Source organism: Algoriphagus sp. 4150 (genome assembly GCF_031457395.1).
Taxonomy (GTDB): Bacteria; Bacteroidota; Bacteroidia; order Cytophagales; family Cyclobacteriaceae; genus Algoriphagus.
Genome location: NZ_JAVDWS010000015.1, coordinates 33,908 through 52,958 on the forward strand (window position 1 = coordinate 33,908; position 19,051 = coordinate 52,958).

The window sequence follows — 19,051 nt, forward strand, 5'->3', positions numbered from 1 at the left end:
CTAATGGAAGAGTTATCATTTGATATAGATCAAGTCCGGTTTTTAGGACTTCTTATTCTACTTAAAGTCTCAAGCGTTATCCCTAGATAGGAAGCAATATGGGTAAGGGGAATTCTGTTGGTAATATCAGGATGGATACTTATCAAGTGCTTAAACCTATCCTCTGCTTTATTGAATTGAATGGTGTAAAGCCTTTCGCATAGACCCAACATGGTCTCGGTTACTACCTTGCTGATAAAGCGTTCAAAATCATGATACTTGTGGGAAAGGCTGTCAAAAGTGTCTTTTGAGAACTCGAACACAATGGAATCTTCCACAAACTCCACATAATGAGGGCTGGGTTTGTCACTGAAAAAACTGACAATTGAGGCCATAAACTGATTTTCAAAAGCAAACCAGTCAGAAATATCTTTTCCGTCTTTTAAATAGTAAGCTCTGGCACAACCGGCTACGATCAAATACGCTTTTTCAGAAAATTGCCCTTCACGGACGACAATCTCCCCTCTCTTAAATGTGCTGATCTTGGAATTGGCAATAAGATCTTGCTGACATTCCATGGATAAAGGAGAGTAGATCTTGCCAATACCATTTATTGTTTTTTCGAATTGCATAGGTGGGTTTGTGATGATAATTGGGAGAAGTTGGGCTGCGCACTTTCTTGCTCTGGGCTAAATTAGTCCGCATCTGCGGGATTCTCTACTAGAGATTAATCACAAATTTATAGTTTTCATCTGAGACTGGGTGAAGTTACAAACGTCCAGCCCCGCTAGCGATCTTACTACGCCGAGAGAGGGAATATTTTATTCAGATGGGTTGTCTCTCATGATTCGTTGGACTAGGAGTTTGTAACTACGCCTTCCTATCCCAATGAATTTACAATTCGATTTCATCGTATGATGCTAGATTGGAAGTGTTTCCGATTGCAAATCGGTTAAGATATTAGGGTAGGACAAGGAGTTAAAAAACAACCCGCCGCGGCGGGCTGTTTTAGCCTTGGGCCAGCCTGTATGGCAGGCAAACTACACCCAGTCCCACGAGCGATGGTACTACACCTAGCGGTGGCTTTCTGGATTCTTCAATTTGCCATGAGCTAATATCAATTTTTTCACTCTTCAAGCACTTTAAATGAGTTGAAGAATTGATCTCCCATTCTTTTGTAGATCTCTTCGTTTTCTTCTCCAATTGGATGCCTGTTTCTTAACCAATAGGTAGTATTATTTCCCAAAAACCATTTGTCCACCACTATTTCATTTTTTAAGGTGTCTTTGCTTTTGGAATCAAATATTACATTTTCCTTAAGTAAATCTCGATAAACCAAAATATCAGATAGACCATTTTCTGCCAATGTACTTGCCGCAAATGATTCAATTGCTGAGGTGTCAGTACTAGAAAAGTTCATATCTATTATCCAAAACAAAGCATCATACTTTTCAAGAATATGCCCTGTAAATTTTTCATCCTCAAGGGAAAACAGTAGCACTTGAGGTTTATCGGGGAAGAATACCTCTATGTTTCCGTTTTCCTGAAATAATGGATAGTCTTCTGTTTCATTCAACATCGAATCAATTTTGTATTCCCACATTCTTTGGAAAGCTCTTTTTAAGGAATGGTCTGATTCTGTATCATACTTTACTTGCATTTTCCTTAGTTCTGAGCGCAATGCATACAACTCGGAATTAACCTCGGACTCATTGCTTAAATTCTTTTTTTTGATTAGCTGATTAAGTTTGCGAGCATGGTATTCAGTAATGTTGAAGTGGTACTGTTCATGGTTTAAGGTGTATTTTGAATCCATTGCTTCGATTCTTTTCCAAGAAGATTGGTTGTTCATTGCGGCATAAGCCGAGAATTTTCCCTGGATGGAGTCGAATTCGATAAAAATATCACTACTGATTCCGGCTCCCCAACCCGTAAAAGGTTTAACAAAACCTTGAAAATCATCCCAGTCCAGTTGCTTCCATCTATGCATGGTGACAGGTGCATTAAAGTTACTCTCAAAAAGAGGGATTAAAGTCAAAATACTGATGGACCCAACTATCAAGGTCAATTTGAGTCTTAGAAAATTTGACACCTGATTTTTTTCAATAACATTTTAAGAAGCCCAAGCCCAATTTCGAATGAAAAAATGGACATTGTTATGACTGATACTAGGATAATAATACCTAAAACACCATTTCCAATTCGGAAATCGTAGGTACCTCCTATTATAAACTTGTAAGAAATCGCCAGTAGCATTAGTGAAACAAGTAAAAAGAGATCATTAATAGATCTGCCAAGAAAATTATTTGACCTTTTGTGCTCATACCTATAAATGATGTGGTTAGCTAGGAAAACGAAAAGAATCGTGTGCCCTCTCCAAATGCTATGTACATCCTTAAAAAATCGTTCATCGGAATAGTAATTAATAATCCCAATAATGGCCAGACCAAAAAGGGCAATGGAAATGGAGGTCAAAAGCTCCCTATAACTCAATGTTCGGAAAAATGGACGGTAGTCAAGGCTTAAGGAAAGTCTGTCAACTTTTAATTTTTCGTCTCTTGTCGGATAGGCTGCTTCATCAAGAATCGGGAGGGCTTGCTCACTTAGTTTTTTATTCAGCAGCTTGGTCGCAGCTAAAACAGCCTCAGGTTGGAAATGCTCTTGATTATCAACTATTCGTTGGAGCTCAATCCTAGTCTTTCTCTGAAATCTGGTAAGAAAGTAATCTTCCATTATTAATGCCTTTCTCTTTCAGGAGAAAGAAGACGGTTTGGTTAGAACTAAGTAAGGAATTCATCTGCGCTATTAAGTAAAGACAAATTTGCAATATGCCCCAGTTTTTGATCATAGATTTTAAGGAAAAAGTTAATTACAAATTCTGTCCAGCCGACCTCTCCCTAACTTTTGCCTCTAAGCCTAGTATCAGAAGTGGTGGGGGATTGCAAATTCCTAAATTCAGGAAACCGTCAAACTACACCCAGACGAGGGGAATTCTCCTTGCTGACTATCACTTGATACATGTCATCGATTGACAGCTGACCACAAAGTGGTCGAACTTTCAATAGCCACCCATGAAATGGGTGGTTAGCTGACGTAATGGGGAAATAGCATCAACCCTGAAGGAGTTGAACTTAGTAATTAAGTGCCCCATCCATCTTTCTAGCATAACCTTCTGTATTTTATCCTTCTACTAGAATAATCTATTCTCTCTCAGAATAGATTATCTATCAGTCACTTACGAGTTTTGTTGAGTCGCATGGCAAAGTGCCATCATTGTTAAACTTAAACAAAGCAACATGAAATGCCCATGAGAAAAGTTTCTCACACAGGGGAATGATTAATTAGGGCATTCCATATGGCCTTTAAGAAAAAATTATAAACATATGAAACCTTATGAAATTTTAGGTTCAGAAGCTTATCGTGATCCCTTGGGAGAGATCACACGGCTTTTTACAGAAGTGATGGATCTGCAAGGCTGGCGGTCTGAACTGAAAACCCTGGAGAACGGACTGTATCGCACCAAGAAAACCTACATGGGTAAAAAGGCCAAAGCCCATAAAAGGATCCTTCGGGAGTTGGAGAAAATGCTGGCTGTTGGATTAGCAATCGGCGAAGCTTTCACCGATGAGCAAGAAGTTAGCGAGGTAGGGTTATTGGATCTAGTAGAAAACGTGCCATATGGAGAAAATTATTTTAGAGAAGTGAAGGAATTACCCTGTAATCTTCATTTAGATGCGATCAAATTTCCACGAAAGCATCTCAAAATGATCTCAATTGATTATTCTATGGATCAAATTTTGGAAATGCTACGGCAATGGTCTCATATATGTCTTTCAAAAGAAAGGGCAAGTGAATATAGCTTTGGTGATTATGTACCTAAAACTTATGAGCCAGAACTTATAAAGCTGACTTTCCAAGTCGTGGAATGTTGTCACTTGATCTTTGTTCGAAGCAGAAAGAAGCAGGAAGGTGAAAAAGAAGATTTCACTCTTTATCCGGTTCCAGAAGAGGTGAAAGATGCTTTCAGAAAGATTCAGTATAAATTCAATTCCATTCCATTTCCCAAATGGAGAGAGGTTATCGCAGTTGCGAAAAGGGGGATCTTTGACGAAAAACCAGTCTGGTATGGTTCAAGTCCTACAGAGTTTTTGCTTACGTTAGATAATCTTAAAGAACTTATCACACTGTCCGGAATAATAACCCATAACTATACCCAGCCGGACTGGATGGCAAAAGCAACTTTTGATTCTGTACTCCCAAAGAACGCTAATCGTGAGGTCTATGAGGTAACCTTTCCTTTTCATTTTCCTTTGCTGTTGAATGAGGAACAGATTCAAAATCCTATGCTTTTTCTTGATGGTTTTTTTGATTTAGAAGAGGGAGAAAAATGGCTGGATTTTATTGACTACTGCGCCAAAGAATGTCTAGACTGCCATCAGCCGATGATTTATGGATTCAGTCAGAAAAAGTTGGATAAACTGGATGATGTATTACGAATGATAGAGGCGATCCATCTGCTTTTAATTCGGTTTGATGAGGAAAAAAATCACATTCTAGTTAAAAACATTTGAAGGGATGAATAGAAAAAAGCTAATAATTGATCTAATCGTTGAGGATTTGAGGCGTTTTCAAGTGATGATTTCTATTCGTGAATTCAAAATTGAAAATTTTTACTACCACAATTATGGTATGTTGGTTATCATACTTGGGATCATGGATGAAGAAGAGAAATTGGATGATTATGATTTTGGAGGAGTCTATAGGGAGCATCTTTATGAGGTCAAATATATGCCCAAAACTTATTTTGGAGACCATTTGCGGCCTCTGGCTAAAAAGTGTTATAAAGCTTTAAAGAAGCGGTATGTAGAGGTGAAAAACCGGCCTAATCCACGCAATAGAAATCTTATAGAATGAAAACATTGCAAGACCTTCCAGATTTGTTTTTGGATTCCAATAATAAAGACAAAAGCAAACAGCTACTCTGGAATCTACTCAAAGCCTGGATTGCAGATGAGGAATCTACTGAGGCAGCCTATCATACAAAAGAAATGATACGATTCTATGAGGACTTAAGGCAACTTTTGGACATCGTTTATGCTCCCGAGCCAGTACCAGAATCCGAGCCTTTTCCAGAGCTTATTCAAACCTCAGAAAGTTATTTTCTTCAGTTGATCGAGGCATTGAAGATTTTGGTTGATCCGGAAATGATCTATCTGTTTGATCTGCCAAATTTAGAGCATCTGGATATCTCGCGCCGACGGGAAGTGTATGTAGTGCTCAAGCATCAGGAGTTGGAGGTCTATCAAAATACAGTGGGGCTGTTTAGTTTTCTGGCTGCAGGAAAACAGGAGATCGCCATCCACGCTATAAATCGGAATTACTTAGGCAAAGAACTTCGAAATGGTAATCTATTCTTCCTAACACATTTCCACTCCGGTAAGCTGATTTTCAAGAAAGAAGGAGTAAAAGATCTTTCAGAGATGGATGGAGAAAAGTTGAAGGAAAGAATGGGGCTGGTGAGTCATGATCTATATAAAAACTGGGAGACTTCGAATCTGTTTTGGAGGCATGCCATGCAGGAGCAGGAGGATTTGAACTGGGGTATGTCATTGTATTTTATCCATCAAAGTCTGGAATTACGTCTTCGGGGATTGATTTTGGCGTGGGAAGGCTATGAGCGAAAAAGTCATGAGATCAGAATACTGCTTCGGGAATGCTACCAATTTATTCCTGAGCTAATAGTGGTTTTCCCCCAAGACTGTATAGAGGAAAAACACTTGTTACAGACTTTGGAAGATGCCTACTGCAAGGCAAGGTATAAATTGGATTTTCCGATAAAGAGAAAGATTGCTGAGCTTCTGACCGATCGTGCCAGACAGATTCAGCAACTATGTCAGCGTCATTATGAACATTTTTTTCAACCACTTCAAAAACAAATACAGCATGAAAACTGAACTTAACGTCTCAATAGATGACCTGATCGAGGAACTGATCATGGCAGATATGAAGCATTCCCAGTTGACTGATGGATTAGAGGCATTGGATTTATGTACTGAAAACCATTACCTCGGAATCTACGATCTGCTGCTTAAGATTTTTAAAGTAGAAAGGTGCGTAGGGGTTGATGATTTTACAGTTACTTATCTATACTTTATGGACAAGGCAAGTGACTTTCCTATCACCCACTTAGGAGAGGAACTCCGTCCACTGGCCAAGGAATGTTATCAAGCCTTGGTCGAGCTTGCCAAAGAATTAAAAGAAGGGAAGAATGAATAAGGAGTTGCTAATAGAGGATCTGATTCTTCAGGATCTTCGGCATATGCAGTTGATCTATGGATTGGAATCCATCGGTTTGACAGAAGAAGGGTTTCACTCTTTGGATCTTTGCTTTAGTATTGCGGAGCTGATGGGGATGAGAGGGGAGGAATCAATAGATCGATTTTATCAAGTTTATAAGGAACATATAGAGAAATGCAGGGAGTTGGAAATGACGTATAGCCGTGAAAATCTACTTCCTTTGGCTAAGGAATGCTATCAGGAACTGAAAAAGCTGAAAAGTATTTAGCCCGGCAAATTGCCTTTTTTCTCGGAATTCCTTTTTAAAGAGTTAGAGAAAAAATCGGCCGTCCCTCTGGGACTTTGCCAGATCATATTGCAATTCAGAGATCCAGCCATTGAAATGGCTGGCAATAAGATGAGTCGTCCCGATGGGACTGGTGAGGAATAGTTTTGGAAACAATTCCTATAGGTGTATCTACGGTAACTTAGCCAGCTATGGTGGGAGAGCTGAGTCGGATCATGAATATCAGATAAAAATCAATGGGGATTTCCATTCCAATCAATGCCGTAGGCATGACCGATTACCTAGCCAGCCATTTTAATGGCTGGATGAATGGTGTAGAGAATTTTGTAAAATGCCTTTAGGCATGACCGATATGGGTTACCCAATCCTAGGTTGATTGGGTTAGTCATATCGTGAGACGTGTGTAGTTCTAAGCCAATTGGTTAGTGCTGTTTTTATTCAATCCTCCAATCAAAAATGTACCTTAATCCTCTGCTAAGTCCTGGAATGTAGGAGTTGCCATGGTCATCATTGATATGTTCAATTTTAAATTTGAGATGATGCCTATCACGCGTTTGATATAGGTGGTTCTTGAAAATTGCAAAATCTGCCTGCATATCGGCGGCTACATCTTCTAAATACCCGTAAGCCAGGTCTGAAGAAGCTAGGTAGAGTTTTTTGTCACTGAGATCTCGTTCTAGCCCTAAATCTCCTTCTTTGTAGATGTATTTTAGACTGGGATCTATGGCGACATACGCTTCAAAAAGAATTGGATTAGTAAGCAGGGTGTAGACTACAAAAACGCCACCATTTGAATGCCCTACCAGAAATCTGCGCTCACTTGCTTTGAATTCTTTTTCTATAAAGGGGAAGAGCTCTTCTGATAGAAATTGAGTGAAATTTTGAGCCTCCCCACCGTAGCTTTTTGGTAAGTAATCCCTTTTTCGGGCATCCGGGTTAGGGTTGGCAATACCTACTAAAATAGCTTGTGGAATTCTGGTGGTTATTCCAAAATAAGACTGGATACTTTGGGCAATGTCAAAGCGGTATTCAGCGTCCAAAACGTAAATCACAGGAAGATCGGAGTTCAATGTGTCATAGCCGTTGGGCAAGGAAATATAGATCTGTCTTTCCTCTTTGAGTACGTTAGAATTTATAGTGATTATTTTTCCGATTTCAATAGGGACCGATTCACTTTTTACATTCTGAGCGAACATGATGTTGGGTGAAAAGCAAAATAAAACTACTCCGAAAACTAATGTGTAAATCTTCATATTAGGCATGACAATCAGCCAATAAATTACACCATTATTTGAACTAAATGATAGGAAGGGTATTTTTAATAAGGTGGTATTTTATAGAAATTTTGGCAGTAAGGTGCTGAATGAATATCGTCCGTCCCGATGGGACTTTACCTGATTATTGCCATTCATAATTCCAGAGGTTGAAACCTCTGGCAAGAATATGAGCCGTCCCGCTGGGACTGATAAGGAATAGTGCTGGTAGTAATACTGAATCCTCATGCTGGGACTGGTAATGACAAATTCACGAAATAATGCCGTAGGTATGACCGATTACCTAGCCAGCCATTTCAATGGCTGGTAAAAAGGCATGAGAGTTTCCACAAAATGCCGTAGGCATGGCCGATATTGATTAAATTAGTTTGATTAACCAATATGATCAATTATGCCAAATACCTATTCAAAGATGTATTGTCAGGCAGTTTTTGCGGTCAAATACAGAAAAGCAGTTATTCAGGATATTTTTAAAAGCGAGCTATACGCTGTGATAGGAAACCTGATCAATGAGACGGGTGCGAAGACCTTAATTGTGAATGGACATTTTGACCATGTTCATTGCCTGTTCCAGTTTTATCCGAAACAAGCGGTCTCTGAAATAATGAAAAGTGCTAAAGCCAAATCCTCCAAATGGTTAAATGAATCCAAGCTACTTGAGCATAGGTTCGAATGGCAATCCGCGTTTGGTGCTTTTACTTACAGCGAAAGAGAGGTGGTCAATATTTTTGATTATGTGAAAAATCAGGAAAACCATCATCAAAAAATGACCTTTAGGGAGGAATACCTCATGATGCTAAAGGCACATAATATAGATTTTTTACCGGAATACCTTTTTAAAGAGTTGGAATAAATATCGGCCGTCCCTCTGGGACTTTGCCAGATCATATTGCAATTCAGATATCCAGCCATTGAAATGGCTGGCAATAAGATGGGTCGTCCCGCTGGGACTGATAAGGAATAGTTTTGGAAACAATGCCTATAGGTGTATCTACGATAACTTAGCCAACCATGGTTGGTGAGCTAAGTAGAACCATGAGTATCCGCAAAATAAATGAAGGTTTATGTTCAAATCAATGCCGTAGGCATGGCCGATCATCTAGCCAGCCATTTCAATGGCTGGTAAAATGATGATAGCATGGTTTACAAATGCCCTAGGCATGACCGATATGGGTTAATGATAATCCAATATTAGATGATTATCTGATGCGGTGTTGAATAAATATCGTCCGTCCCTATGGGACTTCGCCAGAGCATATAATCTTCGAAAAACCCAGAGGTTAAAACCTCTGGCTATAAGATGGGTCGTCCCGCTGGGACTGATAAGTTTGATTAATTTGCCGGACAATTTTATAATATTCATGATCTGTGTGCTGGAGATTGGCAAGAATGAGAGATTTTGTTCAAATCAATGCCGTAGGCATGGCCGATCATCTAGCCAGCCATTTCAATGGCTGGTAAAAATGATAAAACCGTGGTTCACACAATGCCGTAGGCATGACCGATATCAAAATACACAAAATAGGCAGTCTAGTGGTTCTCAGCCTTGTAAGCAGACAAATTCACAACTAAACAATCATCCATCCCCGACACATTTTGTCTGGATTTATCAGGCAATCCCTCGATTTCCTTGCTGGTCTCATCCCTATAGAATAAATTAGTCCAAGGACTTTGGGCAGATTTTGCTAATTTCCCTTTCTAATACTTCAGACTATGAACGAAAAAATCCACCACGGCAGGAATATCAAGCGTTTTCGTGAGATGATGGGCATCAAGCAGGAGTCACTGGCCTTCGAACTTGGACCTGACTGGTCCCAGAAGAAAATCAGCTTGCTGGAGCAAAAGGAAGAAGTGGAGGAGGAGCTATTGCGTCAGGTGGCTGAGATTTTAAAGGTTCCGGCGGAGGCGATTAAGAATTTTAATGAGGAATCGGCAATCAACTTTTTTAATTCCTCATTCAATGGTCAATTCAGCGGTGTAAATTATCATACGACCTTCAATGTAAATCCTATAGAGAAATGGGTGGAGGCACTTGAAGAAAATAAAAAGCTTTATGAACGCCTCTTGGAATCCGAGCGGGAAAAGGTGGAGTTGTTGAAAAAGATGATGGAGAAGTAAGTAAACCGTCTTTAAATATATCTCTAGTTTTTTTGATTATGGTTATAATTACAAATTCTATAGGATAGTAAGGTTGCAAATGCTTAGACCAACGATCTGATATCACCCAGACGGGGGTTTTAATAACGATCTGACTAAAGCAAGAAGTGAATCGACTTATTTTGTTTTTAACCGATAATTCCAACTTCTGTTTATATAACCTTTGCTTTCAAATTTTTCATGTTTCCGTTCGGTTACTTCATTTGAGGAGAAGTCATATTCAGTTATTTTTTTAGTTACCCTTTTTTGTCTAATTCCAAATTCTAAAGAAACAAATTGATTTAGCAACTTATCCTTTGAAATTAGATTCATGTTTCGATTAACTGCAATTGAAGCAATTAATAGATCATTCCAGCAATTTCTGAAATCATCCTTTAGAGAATGGTTAGTAAGGAATTTGTACAGTAACTCTAGGGCTAGATCAATATCTGATTGTTCAAGAGAAATGCAATCTAAGTTATAGTCTATTAAGAAATTATATTTGGAATAGATATCTTTGCAATTTTCTTTAGGTAGGAAATTAATTGAAGCTTTTAAAAGCTCTTTTTGTTTGTAATTGATTACTTGTTTAATAGAAATATTATTATATAGATTATAACTGGGGAAGTCATTGTTGAATTCAAAGGTTATATAATCTGACAAACTTTTGTTGAAGGCTCTTTTTTTATGAAACTTTGATAACAAAATAGCTAAATGAAAATTTAATCCGCTATTAAGTGGGATATAAAACTTAGCTGAATTGGTATGAATTTTTTCAATGTTCTTTAAAAATTCAAGTGCATTTATAGAACTAATTTTTTTTCCTTCAATCTCAATACTATATTTAGGGTTTGTATATTTATAATACAAAATATTTGTATCGATGATTTCCATATTAGGTTAGTCTAGAGGTAGTTCTGGTAGATTCCAATAATTTTTGTAGGTAGAGACGTATTTGAACTTCTTACTAGAGGTTTTATAAAACAATTTCAAATTGGTAAGGATATTAAAGCTAGTTACACACTTAGACCAACGATCTAACTACACCCATTGGGCCAACACCTACCTACCTACCTACCTACCCCATTTCCACCTAAAAAACTATTTTGCTGCGACTCTATAACTCAAGTTTTTAGTCAAAAAATAAGGTAATCTTAAAGTCCGATCTATCCATTTCCATCAAAAGCTTAACTGGGTGTTTATCTACATTGAGCCAAGTTCTCCCTTTCCAGACACCTAGAGTCATTTCAGCTCCTTCAACATCTGAGATAAATTCATTTCCAAGATGATCTTCCCCATAAAGCCTGACTATTTTGTTTCCTATCTCAATTGCAGTTTTAGTCAGGTCTACTCCATCTTCGTCAATAAGTTTGGCCTTAATGGAATAAATGCAATAGGTAGTGTCTTTATAATACCTTCTGACTTCTGCCTTGTAAAAAAATGGTCCTGCTAAGTTCTTTTCAAATTTTAAAACTATTGTATTCTCATCATACTTTTCATATTGAACTGGGATAAGGTTTCTATCAAAATTACTCGATATTCTTAAGCCAGTTATATCCTGAATTTTTTTTATGAATTCAATAGAACTGCTGTTCTGACTATTCTTCATTTTTAGATCTCAAGTAGTTTACTATTCCTTTCTCTGTGAAATTAATAACCGTCATTTCATTAACCTTTTCAGTATGAATAACTTTTAAATTAATTAATGATTGAATCAATCTTTCTGGAACTCCTATTAATTGAAAATTGCCATTCTGAAGTTGATAGTTTATTAATTCTAGACCTGAGAAAATAAAATCCTCCTTCAGGTTGTCATACTTAATGGTTTCCATTTCATAATTTCCCTCTAAATCTTTCGAGCTTATTTTTAGCTCACTTAATTCTCTAGACAATTCAATATTTTTAGCAGATTGACCCCTTAATTCCATGTTTTCATTGACGAGCTTTTTTTGGTTTTCCGTTAATGTTTGAATCTTACTATTGAGATCTGCCAGTGTCGCATTTCCAGAGATCATTTCCTGGTATTCGTATTCCTTTTTTCCTACTGTTAACTTTTGCGTTATTTCAAAATCCTTATTGATGTACTTGTGTCCAATTTTCCATTTCAAAGACCTCATGTTCAGCCAATCAATTCCATTTGTTATATAACCAGCCAAAACACTATACACTAAGGAAATTGCGAGAGGAATTAAGAGTACATTCTCTATATCAAATAATCCCTCATCTTTTATTGTGCTAATAGTCAACTCAATGGTTTTATTGGACGCTATTATCATCAAGATAGGCTCCCAGTTCCAAGCAAGGAATGAGATTAGAAATGGCCCAAAAATTTTATTCCTCAGCCTTTCGTTAACAGTCTGAAAAAATTCTTTAAAAAACTCTGTCATATACTTTTAATTATCTATTTCTAGAATTAAATGGTATTTCATTTCTTGTTTCTGCAGCTCGCTTAACAACCCATTCAGGGCTCCACCCGCTTTTATTTGGGAAAATAAATTCTCCATCATAGAACGCTCCATTGATTCTATTATAAAAATCAAAAGCCAATTCGGTAAGAGATTCTAATTGCTTCCAGGATAAAGGAATCTCTTTTTCGACTTTTACTTCCTGGCCATGTTTATTGATTCTTTTACCATGAGCATAAAAATTATTCCTCAATTCCATTAGGACTTGTATCTCACCTTTCAATTTATCTAGCATTGATCGGAGTTCGGTTATCAGTTCTTTTTTCTTAGACTGATCAGAGATTTTATTCCTGTTAAGCTCATCCACTTTAGGCAATGGAGTTGAGTCTAGTCTATTGATGAATTTTTGAAAGCTATAGCTCTCATTTCCCGAATTAGAAAAAAGCTTTGCAAGCTGAATTATAAGAATAAACCTCATCTGACTAAAGTAATGTCTGAAGAAGCCATGCTTTTTTACCCAATTCTCGTTTTCACTGGAAGAAGTTCCTAGATATTTGGCGTTATGAATTGACACCTGTACGTCAAACAATATTTGAAGAACTGCATCTTTGTATTCCTCGATTTCTTTTAAAGTCATGGCTATGCTTTCTTAAAATTTGAAAGACATTTAATCTTTTCAAAGTATGCATCCCAATCCGATTTCAATTTTGAAGCTGAAGGATTGCTTTTGTCATTATAAAAGAATACCCATTCTATTTTTCCAGCAGAATCCCTCCTAACTCCTTCTTCATCGTCCCAAGAAATTGCAAGCAAAGTTTTTTCATTTAGGGCTTTATATTTTGTCCATATAGGCTTATCCTCAAAAGCTATTGGCAGCCTACCTTTAAATTCTGTGTCGTTATAACCAAGTGGCATGTATTCTCGATTAAAAGCCATCCATTCGCCTTTATCATTTCTGATGATGCCATATGGCAAATTGATTCTGAAGAAGTTGTTTAGCATTGTGTTTTTTGGTTATGGTTAATTGTTTATTGTTTCGGTAAAACCGTCTTTATTTTTCTTTCTCGGAACGATAGATACTGTTTTACCCATCTTTTCTATTTCCCAATATGCCAACTAAACCCTTCCCTCACAATACCCAGTACAAGGTTTTTTCTTTAAAAAGTCCAGAAATCTTGACGTTGGTTTTAAGAACCTAGCTCAATATACCACCTATTCCTAAACCAAAAAAAATCCCTCAGATTTCTCTAAGGGATTTTAATGTGTTCGAAGATCTTAATTTTTCAATCAGATTAATTCCGAATGATGAATGCTGAATGTCGAAGTTTAAGAAGTATGATCTTCAACCCAAACTCGTGCATTCATAAAAGCCTCCATCCAAGGCGTAAAGTCATCCTGTCTGTCAGCAGGATAATGTGCCCAGTTCCAAGGCTTCAGGCTTCGCTCGATATGTGGCATGATGGCTAAGTGACGACCGTCTGCGGAGGCGATACCTGCGGTAGCATGATCGGATCCGTTTGGATTGCCGGGATAGGCTTCGTAGCTGTATTTCATCGCGAAGTTATAGTCGCTTTCAGATTGTGGAAGTGAGAACTTACCTTCCCCATGTGCTACCCATACGCCAAGTCGTTGACCGCTAAGTGAGCCTAGCATCACAGAGTTGTTTTGTGGGATGGTCACGTTCACGAAAGTGGATTCAAACTTATGGGACGCATTGTGTAGCATCTTTGGTTTGTCCGCATGGTCAGGAGTGACAAGTCCAAGTTCCACCATCAGTTGGCAGCCGTTACATACGCCCAAACTCAAGGTGTCTGGTCTTGCGTAGAAGTTGTCCAGCGCTTGCTTCGCCTTAGGATTATACAGGAATGCACCTGCCCAGCCCTTGGCCGAACCCAGGACATCGGAGTTGGAGAATCCACCCACGAAGACGATTAGTTGCACATCTTCCAGATTTTCACGTCCTGCGATCAGATCGGTCATATGGATGTCCTTCACTTCAAATCCTGCCAACCATAGCGAGTAGGCCATTTCCCGGTCGCCGTTCACCCCTTTTTCACGGATGATCGCTGCCTTCGCTTTGCCCTTGGAAGTTCGGAATGGATCAAGACCTGCCGTGGCAAAGTCACCTTTCCATCCTTCGGCAAATTCAAAAGATAAGGGCTGATTTTTATAGTTGTCAAAACGGTCTTTGGCAAGTTTCTCCCCGCTTTGCTTTCTGTCCAATAGATAGGAAGATCTAAACCATACATCACGAAGCTCAGCGATGTCAAGGGTAAGGTCTTTTCCTGCAAATTCAATGCTTCCTGAGTCAGTAACTTTCGCCAGTTCCACATAGTCCACATCTGCTTCTGCCAATAAGGCTTCCACCGCATGTTCATCTGCCACCTGAATCAGGATTCCCGGATTTTCGGCAAACAATGCTTTGACCATATCCGGCTCATGCAGACGGTCCAGTTTTACTTTCAAGCCAATATTCTGTACAGGGAAACACATTTCCAACAGTGCAGTGACCAAGCCGCCTGAAGAGATATCATGCCCTGCAAGCACCCAAGTCTGATCGATCAGATCCTGAATAGCAGTAAATGCCTGTGCGAAATACTGCGGGTTTTTAACGTCAGGGGTTTCTGTTCCGATTTTGTTCAGCGCCTGATAGAAGCTGGAGCCTGCCAGCTTGAAATTATCCTTGGAAAAATCTATGTAAAGGATTCTGCTTCCTTTGATAGGTTTAAGGGCAGTTTTCACTGTCTTCTTCACATCGGAGCATTCTCCTACTGTGGAGATAATCACCGTGCCCGGAGAGTAAACCGTCTTACCGTCAGGGTATTTTTGGGTCATGGAAAGGGAGTCTTTTCCGGTAGGAATATTTACTCCCAAATCAATGGCAAATTTAGAAACTGCCTCAACCGCTCTATACAATCTGTCGTTTTCTCCTTCATTTTTGGCAGGCCACATCCAGTTGGCAGAAAGAGAAATTCCCTGCAAACCGTCCTGGATAGGTGCAAAAATCAAGTTGGTCATCGCTTCAGCTATTGCCAATCGGCTTCCTGCCTCAGGATCTGCCAAAGCCGCCACAGGTGCATGACCGATGGAGGTGGCGATACCTTTGTTTCCTGTGAAGTCCAAGGCCATCACAGCTACATCATTCAGCGGGAGTTGAATTTCTCCTACTGTCTGCTGTGTTGCCACACGGCCAGTCACGGATCTATCGACTTTATTGGTCAACCAGTCCTTACAAGCCACCGCTTCCAGTTGCAGTACGTCGCGGATATATCCTTGAATCAGATCTGCTTCATAAGTTGCTTCCGTAAATGATGCGTTGGTGGTTTTATCTTCCAAAATGGTCTTTGGTGAAGAGCCGAACATGTAGCTCAGGTTCCAGTCCACCGGTTTTTCACCGGTTTTGCCATTTTCGAATTTGAAATGCATATCTCCGGTAGTCTCGCCCACCACGTAGAATGGTGCACGCTCCCGGTCAGAGATTTGATGCAGGGTATCTACGTCTTTTTTACCAATCACCAATCCCATTCTCTCTTGGGATTCGTTTCCGATGATCTCCTTGGCGGAAAGGGTAGGGTCGCCCACCGGTAATTTGTCAATATGAATTGTGCCTCCGGTATTTTCCACCAATTCGGAAAGGCAGTTTAAGTGTCCGCCTGCTCCGTGATCGTGAATGGAAATAATCGGGTTGTTCTCGCTCTCAGCCATGGCGCGGATCACATTGGAAACACGCTTCTGCATCTCAGGGTTGGAACGCTGTATGGCATTTAGCTCGATTGCGTTGGAAAGCTCACCGGTGTTCAGGGAAGAAACCGCCGAACCGCCCATTCCGATTCTATAGTTGTCGCCGCCCATGATCACGATCTGATCACCGGCTTTTGGCTCGTTTTTTTTGGTATAGTTGGCATTGGTGAATCCCACACCGCCAGCCAGCATGATTACTTTGTCAAAACCGTGGTGCTTGCCATCTTCCTCATGCTCGAAGGTCAAAAGTGACCCTGAGATCAATGGCTGACCAAATTTATTCCCGAAGTCAGAAGCTCCATTGGAAGCTTTGATCAGGATATCCATCGGAGTTTGGTACAGCCAAGGACGCTCTGCAAGCTTACTTTCCCAAGATCTGCCTTTCTCGGAGCGGGGATAAGAAGTCATATATACCGCTGTGCCTGCGAGAGGAATAGATGCCGTACCTCCGGCGAGACGGTCTCTGATTTCTCCTCCGGCTCCTGTGGCAGCGCCGTTGAAGGGCTCCACGGTAGTAGGGAAGTTATGGGTTTCAGCTTTCAGGGAGATCACCGTATCGATCTCACGGGTTTCGAAGAAGTCCGCCTGATGCGCAGTTTTCGGCGCGAATTGCTGCGCTTTTGGGCCACCTACAAAGGCTACGTTGTCCTTGTAAGCAGAGGCGATCCGGTTAGGATGCGCTTTGGAAGTTTCTTTGATGAGTTGGAAAAGCGTCTGAGTCTTTTCTACTCCATCTATGATAAAAGTACCGTTGAAAATCTTGTGTCGGCAATGCTCGGAGTTTACTTGGGAGAATCCGAAAACCTCAGAATCCGTCAGTGGCCTCTCCAGTTGCTTGGAGACATTGTCCAGGTAATCCACTTCTACTTGGCTTAGCGCCAATCCGTGCTCCTTATTATAGGCAGCGATATCGTTGATTTCTACGATCGCTTCCGGCTGCAAGTGGATGTCAAAAATCTCCTGGTCCAGCCCGTCAAACGCATGCTGAAGCATGGGGTCGATCTGGTCTCCTTCGTTGAGCGGGAAAAACTCCTCGATACGGATCAGGCCGGGGATTCCCATGTTTGCGGTGATTTCCACGGCGTTGGTTGACCATGGGGTAATCATTTCCTTGCGGGGGCCTGAGTATTTCCCGGAAAGTGAAGGTGTAGTAATGGCTGTTGCTCCGCCAAAAAGCCAGTTCAGCTTTTCTAGGTCTTCGGGCGCGAAAGGTTGTGGAGATTGTACAGCGTAAACGGTTTTTTGAGGGGATTCAAAGAAGAAAATCATGTCCTTTGGCTGGTAAGCTGCAAAGGTACGGAATTGGGAGGGAGATTGAAAGATTGAAAAATGAAATAACTTGTCCGCCGTGGCGGATTTGAAAATTTGGTGTCACGTCATTGCGAGGAGGCACAGCCTGTCCCGATTTGTCGGGAACGAAGCAATCTTTTATGATACGATGAGATTGCTTCGGTCATTCTTCCCTCGCAATGACGTCGAAGATCAATCTTGACTCTAGGTTATAAGACCTGATTGATTAGCGCAAGACTTCAGACTTGTGCCTTATTCAATGCAGTCTTCAGACTGCAGTGGTTAAATAACCTTACAATCACAGGAAGGCAATCTGAAGACTGTAATACTTAGGGTCCAAATCAATAAACTTGAACCAAACTTGTGCCTTTCTAAATGCAGCCTTCAGATGGCTTTGTATTGTTAAGTATACAAAATGTTTGGAAGCAAAAAAGGAGTTACGATTTTTTGCATCGAAACTCCTTCTCAATCAAGTCGGGGTGACAGGATTTGAACCTGCGACCTCACGCCCCCCAGACGTGTACGCTAACCGGGCTGCGCTACACCCCGATGGGACGCTAAAATAATAGTTTGGTTTTTACTTGTAAACTCATTGCCTGTTTTTTTTGAAAAATCACCCAGTGATTGACGCAGGTCTGAAGATCTGAAGACCCGAACCGGATAGAAATAGAATAAGTTGCGCCTCTCCTGCGCCCTTGCGGGAGATACTTACAGATTAAATTTATGTTTGCCGCATAGTCACATAGAAGACATAGTGGTCTTCTGGTGTAAAGGACTTAAACCACGTAAGTCTGGGTTCTAGCCACTCGATTCTTGGCTCTTGTTTCCAGTCTCTTGTTTCTAATTTTTTGACTCTGTGGCCTCTATTTCTTCCATGTTAAATTTCGGAGAAGCGCACTGCTGTTCGAATTCGTACGAATTTGTACGATATTTTACCTTAAAAACAGAATATTGTTCGTTTTTGATACGCAGGAAACTTTTGTTGGGATAAAAGTTTCCGTAGTTTTGCATGGAGAAATTTCAGCTGATATGTGTAAATGAGAGAGAAGATTTTAAGGGTTGCCAGTGAGCAGTTTAGCCAGTATGGAATTAGGGCCGTCACTATGGAGGATATTGCCCGGTTGGTGGGAATTTCCAAAAAGACGATTTATCAGGAATTCATAGATAAAAAGCAGCTCGTGAAGGAGGCTTTTTCTCTGGCTTTGAAAGAAGACCAAAGAACGATTAAAAGGATAATGGAAGGGGAGGACGGGGTCATCGAGCATTTAGTCCATACTTCCAAGATGGTAAGAGAACGCTTGGCCACTTTGAATCCAATGGTCCTGCTTGAAATCCAAAAGTATTTTCCGGAAGTGTGGAATATGTTTAATGAGTTTAAAGATGAAATTATTGTGACAGATATCGTCAACGTGATTGAAAAAGGTAAGAGGCTTGGCTACTTTCGACCCGAGATCAATGCCAAGATTCTGGCAAATATGAGAATTGATCAAATCAGGTCTGCGATGAATCCATCAAATTTTGATAGAACAGACTTCAGCCTATTGACACTGCACGTAGAGATGCTGGATCATTTCTTACATGGCATATTTACCGAAAAAGGCAGGAGCGCCTACATTGAGAAACGTAATTCGAATTAATCAACC

Annotated in this window: 18 protein-coding genes and 1 tRNA gene; 8 read left to right on the forward strand and 11 right to left on the reverse strand. The window is 40.1% G+C overall.

The genetic code is table 11. The features are described from left to right. Positions 1-29: 29 nt before the first annotated feature. The 3 genes from J2X69_RS17355 to J2X69_RS17365 form a co-directional block, all read right to left on the reverse strand. Positions 30-611 carry a Crp/Fnr family transcriptional regulator gene (locus J2X69_RS17355; protein WP_310106142.1) on the reverse strand — a complete coding sequence of 194 codons (582 nt, stop codon included), beginning with the start codon at positions 609-611 and terminating at the stop codon, positions 30-32. 494 nt (positions 612-1,105) lie between these two features. Next, positions 1,106-2,071 (reverse strand): hypothetical protein, encoded by a 966-nt coding sequence (locus J2X69_RS17360; protein WP_310106145.1) that lies wholly within the window; start codon positions 2,069-2,071, stop codon positions 1,106-1,108. Further along, a complete protein-coding gene (locus tag J2X69_RS17365; RefSeq protein WP_310106148.1) occupies positions 2,056-2,712 on the reverse strand; it encodes a hypothetical protein in 657 nt (218 codons plus the stop codon). The genes J2X69_RS17360 and J2X69_RS17365 overlap by 16 nt, the downstream gene beginning before the upstream one ends. Before the next feature lie 650 nt (positions 2,713-3,362). On the opposite strand from J2X69_RS17365, the gene J2X69_RS17370 reads away from it, so the two are divergent. The 5 genes from J2X69_RS17370 to J2X69_RS17390 are packed head-to-tail and all read left to right on the forward strand — an operon-like array spanning position 3,363 to position 6,544. Further along, positions 3,363-4,550, forward strand: a complete 1,188-nt coding sequence (locus tag J2X69_RS17370; RefSeq protein ID WP_310106151.1) for a hypothetical protein — start codon at positions 3,363-3,365, stop codon at positions 4,548-4,550. A 4-nt stretch (positions 4,551-4,554) separates the two neighbouring features. Further along, the gene (locus J2X69_RS17375) at positions 4,555-4,893 is read left to right on the forward strand and encodes a hypothetical protein (protein ID WP_310106154.1); all 339 of its coding nucleotides are present in this window, start codon (positions 4,555-4,557) and stop codon (positions 4,891-4,893) included. Then, entirely contained in the window at positions 4,890-5,933 is a 1,044-nt protein-coding gene (locus J2X69_RS17380; protein WP_310106156.1) for a HEPN domain-containing protein, read from the forward strand. The genes J2X69_RS17375 and J2X69_RS17380 overlap by 4 nt, the downstream gene beginning before the upstream one ends. Continuing rightward, complete coding sequence (locus tag J2X69_RS17385; protein ID WP_310106157.1) at positions 5,923-6,255, forward strand: hypothetical protein; 333 nt, start codon at positions 5,923-5,925, stop codon at positions 6,253-6,255. The genes J2X69_RS17380 and J2X69_RS17385 overlap by 11 nt, the downstream gene beginning before the upstream one ends. Next, positions 6,248-6,544 carry a hypothetical protein gene (locus tag J2X69_RS17390; RefSeq protein WP_310106160.1) on the forward strand — a complete coding sequence of 99 codons (297 nt, stop codon included), beginning with the start codon at positions 6,248-6,250 and terminating at the stop codon, positions 6,542-6,544. The genes J2X69_RS17385 and J2X69_RS17390 overlap by 8 nt, the downstream gene beginning before the upstream one ends. Before the next feature lie 452 nt (positions 6,545-6,996). Here the strand turns inward: J2X69_RS17390 and J2X69_RS17395 are convergent, their stop codons facing one another. Continuing rightward, positions 6,997-7,758 carry an alpha/beta hydrolase-fold protein gene (locus tag J2X69_RS17395; protein ID WP_310106163.1) on the reverse strand — a complete coding sequence of 254 codons (762 nt, stop codon included), beginning with the start codon at positions 7,756-7,758 and terminating at the stop codon, positions 6,997-6,999. 469 nt (positions 7,759-8,227) lie between these two features. Here J2X69_RS17395 and tnpA point away from each other — a divergent pair, with 469 nt between their 5' ends. Beyond that, a complete protein-coding gene (gene tnpA, locus J2X69_RS17400) occupies positions 8,228-8,689 on the forward strand; it encodes an IS200/IS605 family transposase (protein ID WP_310106166.1) in 462 nt (153 codons plus the stop codon). Between the two features lie 860 nt (positions 8,690-9,549). Beyond that, positions 9,550-9,954, forward strand: coding sequence for an XRE family transcriptional regulator (locus J2X69_RS17405; RefSeq protein WP_310106169.1), 405 nt, complete (start codon positions 9,550-9,552; stop codon positions 9,952-9,954). A gap of 156 nt (positions 9,955-10,110) precedes the next feature. On the opposite strand, the gene J2X69_RS17410 is transcribed toward J2X69_RS17405, so the two are convergent. The 7 genes from J2X69_RS17410 to J2X69_RS17440 all read right to left on the reverse strand — a co-directional run bounded on the left by J2X69_RS17410 (position 10,111) and on the right by J2X69_RS17440 (position 17,957). Continuing rightward, complete coding sequence (locus J2X69_RS17410) at positions 10,111-10,866, reverse strand: hypothetical protein (RefSeq protein WP_310106172.1); 756 nt, start codon at positions 10,864-10,866, stop codon at positions 10,111-10,113. Positions 10,867-11,104: 238 nt separating this feature from the next. Further along, on the reverse strand, positions 11,105-11,581 hold the full coding sequence (locus J2X69_RS17415; RefSeq protein ID WP_310106174.1) for a hypothetical protein: 477 nt from the start codon (positions 11,579-11,581) through the stop codon (positions 11,105-11,107). Then, positions 11,571-12,359, reverse strand: coding sequence for a hypothetical protein (locus tag J2X69_RS17420; RefSeq protein WP_310106177.1), 789 nt, complete (start codon positions 12,357-12,359; stop codon positions 11,571-11,573). The genes J2X69_RS17415 and J2X69_RS17420 overlap by 11 nt, the downstream gene beginning before the upstream one ends. 10 nt (positions 12,360-12,369) lie before the next feature. Beyond that, positions 12,370-13,014, reverse strand: a complete 645-nt coding sequence (locus J2X69_RS17425; RefSeq protein ID WP_310106180.1) for a hypothetical protein — start codon at positions 13,012-13,014, stop codon at positions 12,370-12,372. A gap of 2 nt (positions 13,015-13,016) precedes the next feature. Beyond that, a complete protein-coding gene (locus J2X69_RS17430; RefSeq protein ID WP_310106183.1) occupies positions 13,017-13,379 on the reverse strand; it encodes a hypothetical protein in 363 nt (120 codons plus the stop codon). Between the two features lie 324 nt (positions 13,380-13,703). After that, positions 13,704-17,387: a phosphoribosylformylglycinamidine synthase gene (purL, locus tag J2X69_RS17435; protein WP_310106186.1), complete on the reverse strand. Its 3,684-nt coding sequence runs from the start codon at positions 17,385-17,387 to the stop codon at positions 13,704-13,706. Between the two features lie 495 nt (positions 17,388-17,882). Next, positions 17,883-17,957: transfer RNA gene (locus tag J2X69_RS17440), tRNA-Pro, on the reverse strand. 488 nt (positions 17,958-18,445) lie between these two features. On the opposite strand from J2X69_RS17440, the gene J2X69_RS17445 reads away from it, so the two are divergent. Further along, positions 18,446-19,045 (forward strand): helix-turn-helix domain-containing protein, encoded by a 600-nt coding sequence (locus J2X69_RS17445; RefSeq protein ID WP_310106188.1) that lies wholly within the window; start codon positions 18,446-18,448, stop codon positions 19,043-19,045. Positions 19,046-19,051: the final 6 nt, after the last annotated feature.

What these genes read in the sequence shown, in the direction of transcription:
- J2X69_RS17410 (WP_310106172.1), bottom strand. Translation starts at nt 10,866, where the DNA reads ATGGAAATCATCGATACAAATATTTTGTATTATAAATATACAAACCCT.
- J2X69_RS17380 (WP_310106156.1), top strand. Translation starts at nt 4,890, where the DNA reads ATGAAAACATTGCAAGACCTTCCAGATTTGTTTTTGGATTCCAATAAT.
- J2X69_RS17415 (WP_310106174.1), bottom strand. Translation starts at nt 11,581, where the DNA reads ATGAAGAATAGTCAGAACAGCAGTTCTATTGAATTCATAAAAAAAATT.
- J2X69_RS17425 (WP_310106180.1), bottom strand. Translation starts at nt 13,014, where the DNA reads ATGACTTTAAAAGAAATCGAGGAATACAAAGATGCAGTTCTTCAAATA.
- J2X69_RS17355 (WP_310106142.1), bottom strand. Translation starts at nt 611, where the DNA reads ATGCAATTCGAAAAAACAATAAATGGTATTGGCAAGATCTACTCTCCT.
- J2X69_RS17430 (WP_310106183.1), bottom strand. Translation starts at nt 13,379, where the DNA reads ATGCTAAACAACTTCTTCAGAATCAATTTGCCATATGGCATCATCAGA.
- J2X69_RS17365 (WP_310106148.1), bottom strand. Translation starts at nt 2,712, where the DNA reads ATGGAAGATTACTTTCTTACCAGATTTCAGAGAAAGACTAGGATTGAG.
- J2X69_RS17395 (WP_310106163.1), bottom strand. Translation starts at nt 7,758, where the DNA reads ATGTTCGCTCAGAATGTAAAAAGTGAATCGGTCCCTATTGAAATCGGA.
- J2X69_RS17375 (WP_310106154.1), top strand. Translation starts at nt 4,555, where the DNA reads ATGAATAGAAAAAAGCTAATAATTGATCTAATCGTTGAGGATTTGAGG.
- J2X69_RS17420 (WP_310106177.1), bottom strand. Translation starts at nt 12,359, where the DNA reads ATGACAGAGTTTTTTAAAGAATTTTTTCAGACTGTTAACGAAAGGCTG.
- J2X69_RS17445 (WP_310106188.1), top strand. Translation starts at nt 18,446, where the DNA reads ATGAGAGAGAAGATTTTAAGGGTTGCCAGTGAGCAGTTTAGCCAGTAT.
- J2X69_RS17370 (WP_310106151.1), top strand. Translation starts at nt 3,363, where the DNA reads ATGAAACCTTATGAAATTTTAGGTTCAGAAGCTTATCGTGATCCCTTG.
- J2X69_RS17385 (WP_310106157.1), top strand. Translation starts at nt 5,923, where the DNA reads ATGAAAACTGAACTTAACGTCTCAATAGATGACCTGATCGAGGAACTG.
- purL (WP_310106186.1), bottom strand. Translation starts at nt 17,387, where the DNA reads ATGATTTTCTTCTTTGAATCCCCTCAAAAAACCGTTTACGCTGTACAA.
- tnpA (WP_310106166.1), top strand. Translation starts at nt 8,228, where the DNA reads ATGCCAAATACCTATTCAAAGATGTATTGTCAGGCAGTTTTTGCGGTC.
- J2X69_RS17405 (WP_310106169.1), top strand. Translation starts at nt 9,550, where the DNA reads ATGAACGAAAAAATCCACCACGGCAGGAATATCAAGCGTTTTCGTGAG.
- J2X69_RS17390 (WP_310106160.1), top strand. Translation starts at nt 6,248, where the DNA reads ATGAATAAGGAGTTGCTAATAGAGGATCTGATTCTTCAGGATCTTCGG.